We start from the raw sequence: 16,184 nt of genomic DNA on the forward strand, positions 1-16,184 counted from the left end.
AAAAAAATTCAGCATAAAATCAGTCTCCAAATAAAAATTCAGTCTCCAAATAAAAATTCACTTTCCAGATTACTATACAACTCATAAAAAGTCAAATCTGATTTTCATGTCATTTGTTGCATTAAAAAATTGGATTAGTGAACGTAATTAAAAAAAAACAAATCCGGGTGTAAAATATGATAGATAATTTACAGGGTATAAAAAAGCTTGAGGAGTTTAAAAAATCAGGTATTATAAGTCCTCAAAGAATGAGGGCTGTTGATATCAATGCAATGGAACTTGGAGTTTCAGCCGCGGCTTTGATGGAAAGCGCAGGGAAATCTCTTGCTCTATGTGCAGAAAAATATGCCCCCTCTGATGTGCTTGTGCTCTGCGGCGGCGGAAAGAATGGCGGAGACGGATTCGTTGCGGCAAGATATCTGGCAGGATCTTCAACTGTCCATGTGATATATCCTCATGATTCCCGGCACTCACCTGAGAGCAGAACAAATCTTAAGGCACTGTCTCATTCAGGTGCATATTTATATCCTGTCAGGTGCCCTGAGGACGTATCCGGGCTTTCTTATCTCTTCAGCTCCGCTGATATAATAATTGATGCAATTCTTGGAACTGGACTTAGCGGAGAGTTAAGAGAGCCTTACAAAACATTTGTTGCGCTTGCAAACAAGTCCGGTGCTTTGATAATCTCGGCTGATATCCCTACACCGGGCATTCATGCAGATACAATCTGCGCTTTTCATCGTCCCAAGCAGGAAGGATGTGATATATTTAATATAGGAATCCCGTTAGAGGCGGAAATCTGCACGGGGAAAGGGGATCTGACTCTGATATCGAGAAAAAAGAAAGATGCCCATAAAGGGGAGGGAGGCCGTGTCCTTGTAATCGGCGGAGGGCCGTATCAGGGTGCGCCTTACCTTGCCGCTCTTTCTGCCTTAAGAGCCGGTGCTGATATTGTCAGGATTGCAACTCCTAATCTGATGCAGTATCCTGATCTTATAATTGAGAAATTAGATGGCAAATTCATAACAGATGAACATACAGAAAAATTAATTGAGCTTGCAAAGGCATCAGATTCTGTTGTAACAGGGTGTGGTCTTGGTGATAAAAGCCACAATGTAATAAGCGATATTGCACCCTACTGCAGAAAGGCTGTGTTTGACGCTGATGCCCTGAGAACACCCATAATAAAAGCCGGTGAATGCATATATACTCCTCATTCCGGCGAATTTGAAAGAATGTCCGGGATTAATCTTTCATCTTCCCTTTATGAGCGTGCCCTTTGCCTTCGTGATTTCGCAAAAGAAAATGGCGGAACTTTTATTCTTAAGGGTAATACTGACATAATAACAGACGGGGATAATGTCCGTTTCAACAAAAGCGGTTCTCCGGCAATGACAAAAGGTGGAACCGGTGATGTTCTTGCAGGGCTTTGCGGTGCACTTTTATGCAGACTTTCATCATTTGATGCCGCATGTATCGCGTCTTATGTAAACGGATGTGCAGGTGAAATTGCATCAGAAAAGTCAGGTGACGGAATATTTGCATCGGATGTTATTGAGAACATTGCACAGGTAATTTATAAAGAGAATCAATAATAAGTGGATAACAATCAAAAATAATAGGATAATAATCTAAAAAAAGGAGGATAATTATGGCAGAATTCACTCACATAAAAGATGACAAGGCATACATGGTTGATGTAACAGAAAAGCCTGATGTTGGAAGAATTGCAGTTGCAAGCGGAAGAATCTACCTTCGTGAAGAAACAATTGAGAATATAAGAACAGGTGAGTCGCTTAAAGGAAATGTACTTTCAACAGCAAGAGTTGCGGCGATAATGGGGGTCAAAGAGACATCAAAGCTTATTCCTATGTGTCATCCGCTTCCAATAGGTGGTGTTTCGGTGGATTTTGAGGATGGCGGTGATGAAAACTACATCGAGGCAGTCTGCACGGTAAAAACCTATGGAAAAACAGGTGTTGAGATGGAAGCTCTGACAGGTGCATCAATTGCTCTTCTTACAATATGGGATATGGTAAAATCAGCTGAGAAAGATGAAGAAGGGCAGTACCCGGAAACCGGAATTGAAGATATTCATGTTGTAAAGAAAGAAAAGTTTGTCTGACCTGAATGTTTTTGATATTAAAACCGGATATCTGATTTGACTTGTGGAAATAGAAATCAGAAACCAAATTAAAAACCGAATTAAAAATCAAAATAGTGAGCAAATAAAATAACAAAAAAGGAGAATAAAGAATCCTGTTCTATTTTTTTGAATGTATTAATTTTGTTCTTTGTAAAAACCTTTTTTTTGTCAAAGATACAATATGTAAAGAACCTCAGGGATACCTTTCCCTTTTGGTTATAAAAGGAATGTGGCCAATAGGAAATTCTTAGGCTGAACCTTTCAGGTGAAAACCATGTCAAAATCAATGTACAGCTATGTCCGTGACGCATGGAAATGCCCGGACCAAACTGAAGTAAAAAGCCTTCTCTGGCACCGTATGCAGGGATGGCGTAAAGAAGGAAGCGTTGTCCGTATCGAAAGACCGACAAGAATCGATCGTGCAAGAAGTCTTGGATATCGTGCAAAGCAGGGTATTATTGTAGCACGTGTAAAAGTCCGCCGTGGTGGACTTAGAAAAGCACGCTACATTCGTGGACGTCGTACAGCCCGTATGGGAATGCGCAAAAAAACAATGGGAAAGAGCATTCAGAGAATTGCAGAGGAGCGTGCTTCACGCAAATTTGTGAATATGGAAGCTTTAAACTCCTACTGGGTCGGTGAAGACGGCAGATCAAAATGGTTTGAAGTCATTCTTGTTGACGGCAATCATCCTGCAATCAAAAGCGATGCACATCTCTCATGGATGTCAAGTCCAAAACACAGAGGACGTGCAGAACGTGGTCTTACAAGTGCAGGTCTGAAAGGCCGTGGTATGAGCAAGAGAGGCAAGGGTACAGAACACACCCGTCCAAGTATCCGTTCAAATCAGAACAGAGGAAAATAATTTCTTCTTTTTTTTCTAATAATAAATACGATGGTATTTTCTGACGCCTGCGTATTTGTATATCCTGCAGGCAATACTTCACTTAGACGAATGGCGCTTGAAGCAAAGTACCTGGGTCTAAAAAGGCTTGTTTGTGCAGGCTCAAATATATCTGGCAGTTACTTTGGAGTGGAGGTTTTATCCGGGTTAAATTTGCGCCCCGGAGACTTTCGGGATTTTTCAAGACAGGTTAAATCTGCAAAAAAATCAGATATTGTAATGGCGCATGCAGGAGATGCCGGATTAAACCGATCTCTTCTCACATCCGGAAAGCTTCAAATCCTCCGCGGGCTTGAATGCGCACCCAAAAAAGCTTTTGATGATGTCTGCGCAAAATCTGCATATGAAAAGGACGTTGCAATAGATATAGATCTTTCTGCAATCACAAGGAAAAGAGAGATATCAAGGCAAAAAGCACTCATATCATTTGAGGAGATACTTAAATTTCAGCGAAAATATGGATTTTCACTAACAATATCGTCAGGTGCACATTCGTACATTGAACTTTTGTCAGTCTGTGATATTGAGAATTTATGTGGTCTTTTTGGAATGGAAAAAGATGAGGTCCGGGGGGCTTTAAATACAATAGATGGTATTTTAAGTCCGTATAGTCCTGTAGAGGTGATTAATTAGATGAAACCGCTTCCAAAAAGTCTCAGGGGGAGCAAAAGATATGTTCTTGGAAGAATCGTTCCGTCAAACATATCTGCGGACGGAAAAGAGATTTATTATGCAATCTATGATGCAATAGCATCCCTATACGGCGACTATGGTGCTGCAAAAATAAGCATGAGTGTTGTTTTTTCAGAAGATGACCGGGTTATAATAAAATGCAGCAGAGGCTTTGAAGATAAACTCAGAACTGCTGTTGCAACCGTAAACAGAATTGGGAAAAAAAACTGTGCAATACGCTGTATTTCAACATCAGGAACTATTGCATGTTTAAAAAGGAAAATTCCCAAACAATATACTTATGAAACAACAAAAGATGTAAACATTGGAGAAATCCATTATTTAGTCTGTCCTGTATCACAGGAAAAGGTTGATTTATATAAAGAGGGAATTAAACACCAAGATACATTTTATTTTACAAGAGAAGATCTCGAGGAATTATAATGCAACCAATGAATGCTCAAATGGGAGGATATGACAGGGCAATTACTGTTTTCAGCCCTGACGGACGCCTATACCAGGTAGAATATGCCCGAGAGGCAGTTAAGAGAGGAACAACAGCGGTCGGAATCAAATGTCTGGATGGTGTTGTTTTAATTGTTGACAAGCGTGTAAGCTCCAGGCTTTTGGAGCAGTCTTCAATAGAGAAGATTTTTAAGATAGACGATCACATCGGCGTTGCTTCTTCAGGACTTGTAGGAGATGCAAGGGCACTTGTAGACAGGGCAAGAGTTGAAAGTCAGATAAACCGTGTTTCATATAATGAAGCTATAGAAATTGAAACACTTTCAAAAAAGCTCTGTGATCATATGCAGACACTGACTCAGTATGGTGGTGCAAGGCCTTACGGAACAGCGCTTTTAATTGCAGGTGTAAGTGAAGAGCAGACACGTCTTTTTGAGACAGATCCTTCAGGCACACTTTTGGAATACAAAGCAACAGCAATAGGTACAGGAAGACCTGCTGTAATGAAAGTCTTTGAAGAGGACTACAAAGATGATATGAAAATATCTGAGGCAATTCCAATGGGCCTAAAGGCGCTTCATGCGGCAACAGAAGGTAAATTCGATGTAAACACCGTTGAGATAGGTGTGGTTGTCCTTGAAAACTCACTCTTTAAGAAGATGAGCAGAGACGAAATTAAAGAATATGTTGACAGGTTTGAAGAAGATTATTCTTCTGAAAACAAAGAAAAATCAAGTGAAGAATAGGAGTTTAATCGATGATATCTCTTGAGCAGGCAGTAGTGGCAAGGCTTGAGAGCCACGGGGAGAGATTTGAAATTCTTGTGGATCCCGATGCCGCAGCGCGCATTCGTCAGGGAGAGGATGTAAATATTGAGGATGTAGTAGCCGCTTTGTTTGTATTTGAAAATGCATCCAAGACTGACAAGGCATCAGAAGAATCCTTAAAGAAGGTCTTTGAGACAACAGATTTCGCAGAAATTGCAGAGCGGATAATAAAGAAGGGTGAAATTCACTTAACATCTGATCAGAGAAAGCAGATGACTGAGGCAAAAAGAGCCCAGGTTATAACCTTTATTTCAAGAAATGCAATAAATCCCCAGACAAAACTTCCTCATCCTCCAAAAAGAATAGAAATGGCAATGGAGGAGGCAAGAGTTAGCATCGATCCGTTCAGACATCTTGATGAACAGGTAAAAGATGTTATAAAGGCTTTAAGACCAATTCTTCCCATTAAATTTGCTGAGATGCGTTTTGCAGTTAAAATTCCTGCAGATTATGCACCAAAAGCATATGGTGAGATTTCATCCTCAACGACTCTTGAAAGGGAAGAGTGGCAAAAAGACGGTTCTTGGATCTGTGTCTGTAAAATACCGGCAGGTATCCAGGAAGAATTTTATAACATGATAAACCGCCTTACCAAAGGTGACGGAGAAGTCAGGATTCTCAGTGAGGATTAGTCACCATTAATAAGGTTGTAGAAATAATATATACAGACCTAAATTTCGGGGCTTAATTAATATGGCAAAATCAAGCAAACAAAGAGCAAAAGGAAGGGTAACCGGTAGCGCAGGAAGATTTGGTCCAAGATACGGACGTTTCCTGAGAAAACGTGTTAACGAAATCGAAAAAATTACAAATGCAAAGCACCTGTGCCCAAAATGTGATACAGAAGCTGTCTCAAGAAAGGGTACAGGTATCTGGGAATGCAAAAAGTGCGGTTTCAAGTACGCCGGCGGTGCATATGTTCCACAGACTCCAAACCTTAAAGTTGCACTCCGTACCATTGAGCGTTCATTAATCAAAGAGTAATGAGGTCTTGATTTATGTCAGGTTACAAGTGCGCAAGGTGCAAGCAGAAAGTGGAGATTGACATAAATGTCCGCTGTCCATACTGCGGCCACCGTATTCTTTTCAAGGAGCGCGGGGCAGGCATTAAAACTGTTAAAGCCAGATAATGGAAGTAACTACTTCGCGCAAACCTGCACCGCCTCTGAGAACTTTCTCAAAAGACCTTGCCTTTTCTATTGGTGAACACTATTCACCAAGAGGAAAAGCAGGTATTGGCGATATTTTAGAAAAATTTGGCAATTTAATTATTTTTTCTAAAGCAGGCAGGAATTTTTTAATTGAAGTTTATCATGACGGTGAACCGGTCTTTGACTTTACCTTTTCTTCGTATTCTGTAATTGAACGCGAAGATAATCTAGTGAAAGGACTGACGACCGGCAACCAAACTGTTTATGATAATCTGGTGCAATATCTGAATATTGCAAAGACAGACCAAAACCATGACAGAATAATCTTTGACGGTGCGCAGAGACGAAGATATGTCCTTAAACTCAAAGCAGAAGAATAAGGCGGTTTTTGTTTTTGAAACACCTTATGCAGAGCAGATTTTTGAATCTGTCAGGCCTGAAGATGATGATATGGGCCGTTCATGCTCTAAAGTTTCATTAAAAGATGAAAATTCGATTGCTTTGACGGTTGAGGCAGATGATGTTTCTGCCCTTCGTGCGGCATTAAATACATGGTTAAGACTGATTATTATTGCAGAAGAGATGCAGGAGGTAATAAAAGATGAATAATATTCCACCAAAAGTTCAGAATCAGCTGGCAATGCTTCAGCAGGTACAGCAACAGTTGCAGACTATAATGCAGCAGAAAGCAAGCTTTGAGATGGCGGCCAAAGAGGCAAAAAAGGCCAGGGAAGAACTTTCCAATGTTAAAGATGATGCCGGTGTATACGTTACAATAGGCACAGTTATGATGCAGAAAGACAAGGAATCTGTCGCATCAGATCTTGATGACAAGGCTGATACACTTGAGCTTCGTGTAAAGTCACTTGAAAAGCAGGAAAAGGCTCTTCAGACAAAATTTGAACAGCTACAACAGCAGATTCAGAGTGCCATGCAGTCACAGGGTGCAGGCGCTCCTCCTTCTGCAAACTAATTTTTTTCAGGTAAATTTTCTAATTAATTCAATGTTTCATTTTATTCAGTTTTTATCTTTTATTCAGCTTTTCACTCAATTTTTTATTCAGCTATGTCTTTAGTTATGTCTTTCGTTATGAGTGTCCTATTATGTACTAATCTTTCATTGGTGGTTAATAATCACAAAAAGTCTTTTTTAATCAAAGAATTTATAAAATTGAGGGTTAAATGCTATCTGCTGGTTTTTATAGATGTTCTTATTGACACCGTACAATTTATTAATTTAAAACACAGTATTTCTTTCATAATAAAAAACAGGTTTTACAACCGTTCATTAATACGTTTTATGTTTTCTCAGATATTTTGGAAGTGGTGAATTAATGGAAAATTACGAAAACACAGACCTTGAAGGTGGTCCACAGACACTTGAGGAGATTGGCAGGGTCTTAATAACAGGGATGGTGAAGAATTTCAAAAAAATGATTCCTGTTATGCTGGCTGTATTTATTGGTGTCTGGCTTATTCACACATATGTTCTGGTATGGTTAAATGAGGGATTCAATCCTGGAGGAACAATCTATGTATATATTCTTGCCCTGTCTGGCAGTGAACTTACAGGAACACTTTTCTGGATGATTCTTGCTTTTATTCTAACTGCAACAATAGTAAAAATTAAAAAGAAAGGGCCTGGCGGGTTTATTGGAGACTTTAAGGATATATCCGGGATGTTTTCCTCGTCTAAGGATTCAGTTTCAGAAGAGTTTCAGGCGCTTATGGCGGCAGGAATCGGAATTTGTCTATTTGTCGGATGGTTCCTGGGAAATTTTTTAGTTTCTTTTATGCTGGCGATTGTTCTCTTGTTTTCTCTTTCTGCCAAAAATGAAAGTCTTTTGGTACTATGCACAAGAATTGGTTACTCAGACATAAAGAGAAATTCTTCTGGTGAAAAAGAATTCTGCCCGCTTGATATGCAAAGAACAGTGCTTCTTTTTACAGGTGGTGTAGCAGGATTTGTTATCTCAGGAATACTGCCATACATTATAACACTGATTCTTGCTGTACTGGCAATTGGATATAGTGCATACTGGTATTACAATAAAAACAATCAGGGTAAAAATCCGCCTGGAACTGTTGTTGCAGCCGGTATTTTGTTTGTAATCCTCCTTTCTCTCTTTACAGTTATTCCGGTAGCGGCAGATGACGGCGGTTTTGAAGAGGCCGGAGGCACATTTGAAAGCTGGGTTGTCAGTGAGGGTGCAGCAATCGCGGTTATAATGGGTCTTCCTCCTGCACTGGGTTCTGTTATAGGTATTCTTACAGGAATAATTGGAGTGGAAGGCGCTTCAGCAATTGTTTCATCCGGTGGATATAGTACAGGTATGGCAGGTGGAACAGGCTCTGGCGGTACACCCAAAACACCTCCTGAAAGCACAATTTATGGAACAGGTACTCCTGACGATCCATTCAGAGATAAAGGAACTGTTGGGAAAACCAAAGATGATGGAAGTATTGAGCCATATCCTGAAAACAAGGATGAGCCACGGGAAATATGGGGGAAGGGAACAAAAGACGATCCATACAGAGATTACCCCGGAGATGAAGCATCTGTGCCTGAGGAGCCTGTTATTGAAAAAACACCACAAGCACCTCCAAAAGAGCCTGTCCAGCCAGAGCCGGAACCTCCGGCTGAAGAACCGCCTGTGGCTCCACCAGCTGAGCCTCCAAAACCTCAGAAACCTCCCGAAGTTCAGCCTCCAGAGCAGCCACTCCCTCCTGAGCCTGAACCTCCAAAACCTCCGGAACCTCCTGTTGCTCCGCCTGTTGAGCCTCCAAAACCTCCGGAACCTCCCGAAGTTCAGCCTCCTGAGGATATTATAATTCTAAAGGAGAAACTGGAGAGACTTGAGCGGGAAATGCAGGAATTAAGAGAGACCAAGCAGAAAAGAAACGAGATTGAAAAGAAGAAAATTGAAGCCTACAGGCAGTATGTAAAGCATGGTTTCAGAGGGATGTTCAAAGGCGGAAAAGAGATTTTTGAAGCGGTATCTGATCCTAAAGACAAAATATGGGAAGGCGTCAAGAAAAAAATGGATGTAGAAACACCTCTTGACAAGGCAAAAGAGAAAGCTTTTGGAAAAGAGGTTGAGATGAAGGATATTGCTGAGGATATGAAGAAAACAAAAGCAAAATATGATGAAATAAAACAAGAACTTGACAAAATGCCTTCAGCAGAGGATCTCTACAAGCAGGGGCATGATAAGATGGAAGAGATAAGAAGGCTTAAAAGACAAATCAAAAACGGAGGATTCTAATGTCTGACAAAATATCCTATACACTCACAGGCAGGCAGATTTCAGATCTCGGGATTTTATGGAAAGAAGACTTAACACCACTTTCCCCTCTTGATTTCCAAAGTAATTATCCTGAAGGAAAAAATTATCCTGATTACTTTTTAAAGGAAGGAATATGTGATGAATCCGGAAGTGTCGGGGATAGCTTTAAGGAGATTTTGGAGGTTTTTGCACTTCCGACATCATATGTCAACATTGTTTTTTTAAGCGATACAAAGGAGAATAATATCTCTAAATATTATTCTGATTCTCTTTCCCGTTCTATTACAATGCTTGAAGGTGAAGATGATTCTTTTGCTGTAGGGGCGTCTCTTAAAACATCATGGATTACATCGGCTTACGGGCTTGACACCGGGGCAAATGAGATTGAGATAAAGCCACTGGCTATAGAATTAAACATCAAAGAAGCGGTTGTTTTTCTTGCTCTTTGTGATCTTGAAAGAGAACTTTTCCTTGTGTCAAAGATACCTGATTATTCTAATGATAAATTTCTGTCAGGATTTGGAAAGGAGGCAATAAAGAAGGTATTTTCCGATGTGATTGAAATACCCGGATATTCCCTCTTCTCAGAAGTATTCAGAATTTTAATGACCGATGATGCATTTAAATCTGATGTATCGGATGAGGCGTTAAATTCACTGTCAAAAAAAGGCATTATCAGGGATATGGGAAATTCATATCACTTAAATCCACTTTACCGCGAATCTGTTGTAAAATATTTGGTTCCTGATGTAGCTCTTGACATAACTCATCTGAAGACAGTTGAAAATGACAGAGTTCTTGAGAAAAGAATTTCTGGAATTGTTTCAAAAGACAGTTTTTATTCAGTTATGAAATCATCAGATTATCCGGAAAAAGTATCTTTGTTCTGGCTTAAAAGAAGCGATGCTTTCCTTTTGACAGACGGACTTCTAAAAAACCCAAAAACAGATCCTGAATCACTCTTTAAAGCCGATCTGCAAAAATCAGACAATTCAGATGCAGAATCCAAGTTTGAAAATGTGGTTGAGGCTAAAGAGGATATTGGAATTAAAGATGAAACAGAAGCTGCAGAAGTTTTAAAAGTAGAAGAATCTAAAGAATTTAAAGATACTAATGACTCTACAGAAGTTTTAGAAGCTGAAGATGATATAAAAGCTACAGAAGCAGTTGTCGTTTTGGATGATCAGAAATCCGGGCAGTTTCAAACCAGTGAGAAGAAAGAATCAGGCAAAAAAAAGAATTTTTGTCCTGAATGCGGCTCTCCCTTAAAAGAAGGTGCAAAGTTCTGTTCAGAATGCGGGAATAAAATAGCCTGAAATTCCCACATCCCAAAAAAATAAAAAAAATCTTTTTTTAGGGTGTTTATTTAAGTTTTAAAGGGACTCTTAAAAAACAATGAATATTAATTTAAATAAGAGTTAAACAAAAATAAAAATTAAGAGGATTATAATTTATGTCTGACAAATTTAATTTCAAATCATTAATTGCAGTATTTGCAGTAATTGTAATTGCAATTTTTTTATTTTTTGTTTTAACCGGTCAAAACACTCCTTCAGATGAAAGAAAAGTAGTTGTCTACACATCTGTCGATCAGATATTTTCAGAACCGGTTTTAAAGGAATATGAAGCTGAAACAGGAGTGAAAGTACTTGCAGTATATGATGTTGAGGCCGCAAAGACAACCGGTCTTTCAAACAGACTGCTTGCTGAAAAAGATAATCCTGTTGCAGATGTTTTCTGGAATGGTGAATTTTCAAAGACACTTTTACTAAGAGATGAAGGTGTTTTTGAACCATATTTCAGCAACAATTCAAAGGATATTCCTGACGAATACCGTGATAAAGACGGTTACTGGACAGGATTTGGAGGACGTGCAAGAATTATTCTTGTAAACACTGACAGATTAAGCCCTGAGGATTATCCTGATTCAATATTTGATCTGTTAGATGAGAAGTACAAAGCTGAGGAAATTGCAATCGCATACCCTATGTTTGGAACAACAGCAACACATGCATCTGCCCTTTATGCTTATCTTGGAGATGAGAAAGCAAAAGAATATTTCAAATCCCTTTATTCAAAAGGTGTTCGGGTAGTTGACGGCAATTCCGTTGTAAGAGATTTGGTTGCAGACGGTTCTGTCTCTATAGGACTTACAGACACAGATGATGCACTGGGCGCTGTGGAACGCGGGCTTCCTGTGTCTATAATCGTTCCTGATCAGGGTGAAGATCAGATAGGAACACTTGTTATTCCAAATACAATTGCTCTTGTTAAAGATGCACCTAATAAAAATGAAGGCCGGAAACTGATTGATTACCTTCTCTCAAAAGAGATGGAATCAAAGCTTGTTAAATCCGGATGGTTCCAGACTACTCTGAGAGATACCGGTGAGGTTTTTGATTCCCCTATTAGCAAGACAATAAAGGGAATGACTGTTAGTCCTGATGAGATCAACCTTTATCAGAAAAATGCCTCTCTGGATATGAAGGTAATTTTCATCCGCTAAATTTTTATATGACAGCCCCCTGCCCTGGAAAAAAAGGGATATTTTCCCTTTCAGTTGAAGACATAATTCATACCGGAGGACTTATTTTGTACCTTGCAGTAGTTTTTCTTCCGGCAGGAGCACTATTTTGTTTATCCTTTCTCTCTTATGTACAGGACCCTTTTTATTATCTTGAATACCTGATTCCGGATATAAGACAGTTTTCTCTTTTTTTTACAAGTATATTCCTTTCATTTGCTGTTTCTGCTGGAACAATGGCAACCGGTTTTTTTGCCGCTGTATTTCTCTGGAGAACAAAAATAAAGATATTAGCAAATCTAAAATGGTTGATATTCATCCTGATACCTGTTCCACCTTATGTGTATGCACTTTCCTGCTCTTCAGCCGCCGGTGTTGCAGGAGTATCATTTACAGGATGGACTGCTGTGTACTTTGTTTATCTGATATCCTTTCTGCCTTTTTCAATACTCATATGCCTGTTGGGACTTGCAAGTGTAAAGTCTGATTTCATTGATGCAGGCAGAATTTTTTCACCTGATGGAGAGGTATTTTCAAAAATTATTGCAGGGCTTTCAAAGCCTTTTTTAATTGCAGGCGGAATCATCATATTTCTTCTTTGTTTGATGGATTACAGCGTCCCTTCACTTTATTCTAGGAGTGTATATCCACTTGAGATATTTGCGGAATACAGTTCTTCAGGCGATACTTCCGGTGCATTTCTAATGGCTCTGCCTCTTGTTTTTATATCAGTTTTACTGGTTTTAACTGCTGTCAGGTACATAAAAGAGATCTCCTGGGAATTTTCAAAGAATCCTGATCACTCAATAAATCAGCTGAAATTTCCCGGATATGTTAATTATATTAAAATTACAGCATTTTTGATTGCATTTGCCGGCGTTTTTGTTCTTTTTATAACCCTCATTTCAGAGACAGGCTCTGCTGGATTATTTTTCTCATCTGTAACAAATGCCATGGACAATATAAGGACAACCATTGTAATCTGTCTTATATCATCAGTTGTTTGTATTCCTGCGGCTTTGGCGGTTTCAAAAGAGCTTATAAAAAACCACAAATACTCAAATTTGTGGTGGATACTGGTTCTTTTTCCGCTTGTTCTTCCGCCGCCCCTTACAGGTATGGGTCTTATCTCCCTTTGGAACGGTTTTATGCCTTTTGTTTTACATGGAACCCTTATAGTACCTGTATTTGCTCTGTTATCCAGATTTACGTCATTTGCAGTAATTATTCTGTTTGTCTTTTCAAAAAGCGGTGATACTCTTCTTATTGATGCGGCACAGATATTTTCCAGAGGATATTTGGATTCATTAAAGGGCATAATTCTGCCGCTATTGATGCCAGGGATTGCAGGTGCCTCTGCTCTTTTTTTTGCACTCGGTTTAGGTGAGCTTGGTGCAACATTAATAGTGATGCCACCCGGAGAGGCAACCCTTACTATGAGAATATATAATTATTTACATTATGGAGGTTCAGAGACGGTTGCCGGGCTTTGTCTTTTTATGACACTTCTGACAGCCGCCGCCGGCTTAATTGTTCTTATTGCAATTAAAAGAGACAATCATTCGGAGAGATATGCAGATGATTAAAATTTCAGGACTGTCAAAGTCCTATGACAAAAGGTATGTTCTTGAAAATATTTCAGCTGAAATATCTGATAATTCCTCTGTTGTAATTACAGGCCCGTCAGGTTGTGGCAAATCAACACTTTTACGGCTGATTGCAGGCCTTGAAATTCCCTGTGCAGGAACAATTGAGATAAACAAAGAGTGTGCAAGTTCAAAAAAAGGAATTATTATACCTCCGTATCTTCGCAGAATTGGTTATATGTTTCAGTCTCCTGCATTATGGCCGCACATGACAGTTATGGAAAATATTACATTTGGTATTCATGATGTTTCAAAAAGTGAGGCTGAATTAAGATGCAGTGAACTTATGGATATTTTGTCTGTGTCAGCATTAAAAGACAGATACCCCTCAAAAATATCCGGTGGAGAGGCCAGAAGAATTGCTCTTGCACGTGCACTTGCTCCACGTCCGCAAATTCTTCTTTTGGATGAGCCTCTTGTAAATCTCAATCCTTCTCTTAAGGAGGATATGATTGAGCTTATTATTGACTGGCAAAAAGAGACAAAATGCACTCTAGTTTATGTGACACATGAGGAAAAAGAAGCTGAGATGATATCAAAAACAAGATTCAGAATAGAATCCGGGCAATTTGTATCTCCTGACTGACAGATTCCCGGATAAAAAAGTTATGGATAAAAAATATGAAACAGTATAGGAAACTCCTGATTTTAGGATTTATTTTTTCCCTGGCATTGCTTTCAGCCGGATGCACAGAATTTGGGATGGACAACACTCCCGTTCTTAAAGATGGGTGGACCATAATCCGGCCTCCGTCAGATGTCGAATCACTTGCTGAAGATAAAGAGTTCATATGGGCAGGGGGAAAGGACGGGATATACAAAATAAACCGGCACACATTTGAGGTGGTGGATGGAATTGACTGCTGTCCGGATATGAATTATGTGGATTTTGTTCTTGTTGACAAAAACGGGTACCTCTGGGCCGGGTTTAATGAGGGTGCTGTCAGGTATGATGGCAAAGAATGCATTTTGTTTGATGAGAAAAACGGTCTGTCGGACAGACGTGTGAAGGTATTGTATGAGGATGATGAGGGAAGAATTCTCATCGGAACGTGGGGAGGTGTTTCTGTTTATGACAATGGCTCATGGACATATATCACATCAGAGGATGGTCTTTTAGAGGATATGGTAAATGTCATTTATCAGGACGATGACAAAGGGATGTGGTATGGGTCGTATGTCGCGCCAAAAGGCGGAGTCAGCTACTTTAAAGATGGCCGCTGGCAGTATTTCACAATCTCTGATGTTTTAATGCACAACAACATAAATGCAATAACGCAGGACTTAAACGGTGGAATCTGGATAGGAACCGGCCTTTACGACAGAGGCGGAGCAGTAAGACTTGTTTTAGAAAATGGTGAGTGGATATCGGATAAAAGACTCTCAAAAGAAAGCGGTCTTTCAGGAAATAAAGTTCGTTCATTGTTTGTTGATGATAAAGGGAATGTATGGTTCGGGTCAGAATATGATGGTCTGGCAGTAAAAAAAGGAGATATTTTCAGGGTACTTGCCAGACAGGACGGACTTTCAGATATGGAGGTCAAGTGTTTTCTGATGGATTCTGACAACAATCTCTGGATTGGGACATATAATGGAATTACAGTAATTTCAGGCAGTGCACTGGATTATATCTGAAATAATGAATTAGGGATATAGAAATTATCTAAAAAGGATCTCTCTAAAATACGTAAAAATCTCTGAAACGAATTTATCAAAAATATAGAAATTATCTAAAAGGTATACCCTGAAATCCGGGGATTATATGAAATAAAGAAGATGTCTGAAATAAAGAATTAATCTGAAATTTGAAAAATATCTAAAATATTGAAATATAACAGTCTAAACTTATTTTTGTTCAATATTTTCAATTTATTTGTAAATTTAAACGCCAGTTCAAAAAGGCAAGTTTTAAACCATTGTCCATCAAATATAGTAGAGCACCAGACCCGCCTTAACTCAGACTGGTAGAGTGCGCGGCTGTAGTTTGGTTTACCCGATAAGCTTGTCGAGTAACTGCGCGGCTACCGCGATGTCCCCGGTTCGAATCCGGGAGGCGGGATCTGTTTGAAACAGCTGCGGGCTGGTGTAATAATCTTAAAAAAATCATAATCTCAAATTTGCCCAGTTAGTGTAGTGGCCTATCATGCAGCCCTGTCACGGCTGCGACACGGATTCGAATTCCGTACTGGGCGTTTATTCTTTTTTATGAAATTTGTTTGAGATTTTTGAAAATATGATAAATTCATATGAATCCTAAATTCATAATATTATTCAGTAGGATTTAGAATATCCGGTGTGATTTATAATTATGTCTGAATCTGATTTATGTTCGTTCATCTGCTTTTGGCTTTTCCCGAATTAAATCGAAGAGTTAAAAAATAAGAGATTCCAATATAGTATGTTAATTTTAGTAATTGCCCAGTTAGTGTAGTGGCCTATCATGCAGCCCTGTCACGGCTGCGACACGGATTCGAATTCCGTACTGGGCGTTTATTCTTATTGTGAGTTTATTTTAGATTTTTTTTTCTAAGAATATTTCCATTAAATCTTGTTGATTTTTTA

Annotated in this window: 18 protein-coding genes and 3 tRNA genes; all 21 read left to right on the top strand. The window is 39.2% G+C overall.

What is annotated here, in order from left to right:
* Positions 1 to 176: 176 nt before the first annotated feature.
* The 21 genes from L1994_RS03610 to L1994_RS03710 all read left to right on the top strand — a co-directional run bounded on the left by L1994_RS03610 (position 177) and on the right by L1994_RS03710 (position 16,111).
* Complete coding sequence (locus L1994_RS03610) at positions 177 to 1,595, top strand: NAD(P)H-hydrate dehydratase (protein WP_278100325.1); 1,419 nt, start codon at positions 177 to 179, stop codon at positions 1,593 to 1,595.
* Between the two features lie 56 nt (positions 1,596 to 1,651).
* Entirely contained in the window at positions 1,652 to 2,125 is a 474-nt protein-coding gene (moaC, locus tag L1994_RS03615) for a cyclic pyranopterin monophosphate synthase MoaC (protein WP_278100326.1), read from the top strand.
* A gap of 295 nt (positions 2,126 to 2,420) precedes the next feature.
* On the top strand, positions 2,421 to 3,011 hold the full coding sequence (locus L1994_RS03620; RefSeq protein WP_278100327.1) for a 50S ribosomal protein L15e: 591 nt from the start codon (positions 2,421 to 2,423) through the stop codon (positions 3,009 to 3,011).
* Positions 3,012 to 3,041: 30 nt separating this feature from the next.
* Positions 3,042 to 3,683, top strand: coding sequence for an RNase P subunit p30 family protein (locus L1994_RS03625; protein ID WP_278100328.1), 642 nt, complete (start codon positions 3,042 to 3,044; stop codon positions 3,681 to 3,683).
* Complete coding sequence (locus L1994_RS03630; RefSeq protein WP_278100329.1) at positions 3,684 to 4,166, top strand: Rpp14/Pop5 family protein; 483 nt, start codon at positions 3,684 to 3,686, stop codon at positions 4,164 to 4,166.
* Entirely contained in the window at positions 4,166 to 4,933 is a 768-nt protein-coding gene (gene psmA, locus L1994_RS03635; RefSeq protein WP_278100330.1) for an archaeal proteasome endopeptidase complex subunit alpha, read from the top strand. Before L1994_RS03630 ends, psmA begins: the two co-directional genes overlap by 1 nt.
* Positions 4,934 to 4,944: 11 nt before the next feature.
* Entirely contained in the window at positions 4,945 to 5,646 is a 702-nt protein-coding gene (locus L1994_RS03640; protein WP_278100331.1) for a ribosome assembly factor SBDS, read from the top strand.
* A 61-nt stretch (positions 5,647 to 5,707) separates the two neighbouring features.
* Positions 5,708 to 5,998, top strand: coding sequence for a 50S ribosomal protein L37ae (locus L1994_RS03645; protein ID WP_278100332.1), 291 nt, complete (start codon positions 5,708 to 5,710; stop codon positions 5,996 to 5,998).
* Positions 5,999 to 6,012: 14 nt separating this feature from the next.
* Positions 6,013 to 6,144 (top strand): DNA-directed RNA polymerase subunit P, encoded by a 132-nt coding sequence (locus tag L1994_RS03650; protein ID WP_084172996.1) that lies wholly within the window; start codon positions 6,013 to 6,015, stop codon positions 6,142 to 6,144.
* On the top strand, positions 6,144 to 6,545 hold the full coding sequence (locus L1994_RS03655) for a Brix domain-containing protein (RefSeq protein WP_278100333.1): 402 nt from the start codon (positions 6,144 to 6,146) through the stop codon (positions 6,543 to 6,545). Before L1994_RS03650 ends, L1994_RS03655 begins: the two co-directional genes overlap by 1 nt.
* Positions 6,517 to 6,774, top strand: coding sequence for a KEOPS complex subunit Pcc1 (locus L1994_RS03660; protein WP_278100334.1), 258 nt, complete (start codon positions 6,517 to 6,519; stop codon positions 6,772 to 6,774). Before L1994_RS03655 ends, L1994_RS03660 begins: the two co-directional genes overlap by 29 nt.
* Positions 6,767 to 7,138, top strand: a complete 372-nt coding sequence (locus L1994_RS03665; RefSeq protein ID WP_278100335.1) for a prefoldin subunit beta — start codon at positions 6,767 to 6,769, stop codon at positions 7,136 to 7,138. Before L1994_RS03660 ends, L1994_RS03665 begins: the two co-directional genes overlap by 8 nt.
* 361 nt (positions 7,139 to 7,499) lie before the next feature.
* Entirely contained in the window at positions 7,500 to 9,431 is a 1,932-nt protein-coding gene (locus tag L1994_RS03670; protein WP_278100336.1) for a hypothetical protein, read from the top strand.
* Positions 9,431 to 10,768: a zinc ribbon domain-containing protein gene (locus L1994_RS03675; protein ID WP_278100337.1), complete on the top strand. Its 1,338-nt coding sequence runs from the start codon at positions 9,431 to 9,433 to the stop codon at positions 10,766 to 10,768. The genes L1994_RS03670 and L1994_RS03675 overlap by 1 nt, the downstream gene beginning before the upstream one ends.
* Before the next feature lie 137 nt (positions 10,769 to 10,905).
* Positions 10,906 to 11,958 carry an extracellular solute-binding protein gene (locus L1994_RS03680; protein WP_278100338.1) on the top strand — a complete coding sequence of 351 codons (1,053 nt, stop codon included), beginning with the start codon at positions 10,906 to 10,908 and terminating at the stop codon, positions 11,956 to 11,958.
* A gap of 8 nt (positions 11,959 to 11,966) precedes the next feature.
* Positions 11,967 to 13,562, top strand: a complete 1,596-nt coding sequence (locus L1994_RS03685; protein ID WP_278100339.1) for an ABC transporter permease — start codon at positions 11,967 to 11,969, stop codon at positions 13,560 to 13,562.
* The gene (locus tag L1994_RS03690; RefSeq protein WP_278100340.1) at positions 13,555 to 14,208 is read left to right on the top strand and encodes an ABC transporter ATP-binding protein; all 654 of its coding nucleotides are present in this window, start codon (positions 13,555 to 13,557) and stop codon (positions 14,206 to 14,208) included. The genes L1994_RS03685 and L1994_RS03690 overlap by 8 nt, the downstream gene beginning before the upstream one ends.
* Before the next feature lie 35 nt (positions 14,209 to 14,243).
* Positions 14,244 to 15,257: a ligand-binding sensor domain-containing protein gene (locus tag L1994_RS03695; protein ID WP_278100341.1), complete on the top strand. Its 1,014-nt coding sequence runs from the start codon at positions 14,244 to 14,246 to the stop codon at positions 15,255 to 15,257.
* Positions 15,258 to 15,567: 310 nt separating this feature from the next.
* Positions 15,568 to 15,681 (top strand) — tRNA-Tyr (locus L1994_RS03700).
* 60 nt (positions 15,682 to 15,741) lie between these two features.
* A tRNA-Asp gene (locus L1994_RS03705) sits at positions 15,742 to 15,814 on the top strand.
* 224 nt (positions 15,815 to 16,038) lie between these two features.
* Positions 16,039 to 16,111 (top strand) — tRNA-Asp (locus L1994_RS03710).
* The last annotated feature ends 73 nt before the right edge of the window (positions 16,112 to 16,184 follow it).

Origin of the sequence: Methanomicrobium antiquum (assembly GCF_029633915.1) — an archaeon.
Taxonomy (GTDB): Archaea; Halobacteriota; Methanomicrobia; order Methanomicrobiales; family Methanomicrobiaceae; genus Methanomicrobium; species Methanomicrobium antiquum.

Coding starts and splice junctions, on each gene's coding strand:
- L1994_RS03610 (WP_278100325.1), top strand. CDS start 177: ATGATAGATAATTTACAGGGTATAAAAAAGCTTGAGGAGTTTAAAAAA.
- moaC (WP_278100326.1), top strand. CDS start 1,652: ATGGCAGAATTCACTCACATAAAAGATGACAAGGCATACATGGTTGAT.
- L1994_RS03620 (WP_278100327.1), top strand. CDS start 2,421: ATGTCAAAATCAATGTACAGCTATGTCCGTGACGCATGGAAATGCCCG.
- L1994_RS03625 (WP_278100328.1), top strand. CDS start 3,042: ATGGTATTTTCTGACGCCTGCGTATTTGTATATCCTGCAGGCAATACT.
- L1994_RS03630 (WP_278100329.1), top strand. CDS start 3,684: ATGAAACCGCTTCCAAAAAGTCTCAGGGGGAGCAAAAGATATGTTCTT.
- psmA (WP_278100330.1), top strand. CDS start 4,166: ATGCAACCAATGAATGCTCAAATGGGAGGATATGACAGGGCAATTACT.
- L1994_RS03640 (WP_278100331.1), top strand. CDS start 4,945: ATGATATCTCTTGAGCAGGCAGTAGTGGCAAGGCTTGAGAGCCACGGG.
- L1994_RS03645 (WP_278100332.1), top strand. CDS start 5,708: ATGGCAAAATCAAGCAAACAAAGAGCAAAAGGAAGGGTAACCGGTAGC.
- L1994_RS03650 (WP_084172996.1), top strand. CDS start 6,013: ATGTCAGGTTACAAGTGCGCAAGGTGCAAGCAGAAAGTGGAGATTGAC.
- L1994_RS03655 (WP_278100333.1), top strand. CDS start 6,144: ATGGAAGTAACTACTTCGCGCAAACCTGCACCGCCTCTGAGAACTTTC.
- L1994_RS03660 (WP_278100334.1), top strand. CDS start 6,517: ATGTCCTTAAACTCAAAGCAGAAGAATAAGGCGGTTTTTGTTTTTGAA.
- L1994_RS03665 (WP_278100335.1), top strand. CDS start 6,767: ATGAATAATATTCCACCAAAAGTTCAGAATCAGCTGGCAATGCTTCAG.
- L1994_RS03670 (WP_278100336.1), top strand. CDS start 7,500: ATGGAAAATTACGAAAACACAGACCTTGAAGGTGGTCCACAGACACTT.
- L1994_RS03675 (WP_278100337.1), top strand. CDS start 9,431: ATGTCTGACAAAATATCCTATACACTCACAGGCAGGCAGATTTCAGAT.
- L1994_RS03680 (WP_278100338.1), top strand. CDS start 10,906: ATGTCTGACAAATTTAATTTCAAATCATTAATTGCAGTATTTGCAGTA.
- L1994_RS03685 (WP_278100339.1), top strand. CDS start 11,967: ATGACAGCCCCCTGCCCTGGAAAAAAAGGGATATTTTCCCTTTCAGTT.
- L1994_RS03690 (WP_278100340.1), top strand. CDS start 13,555: ATGATTAAAATTTCAGGACTGTCAAAGTCCTATGACAAAAGGTATGTT.
- L1994_RS03695 (WP_278100341.1), top strand. CDS start 14,244: ATGAAACAGTATAGGAAACTCCTGATTTTAGGATTTATTTTTTCCCTG.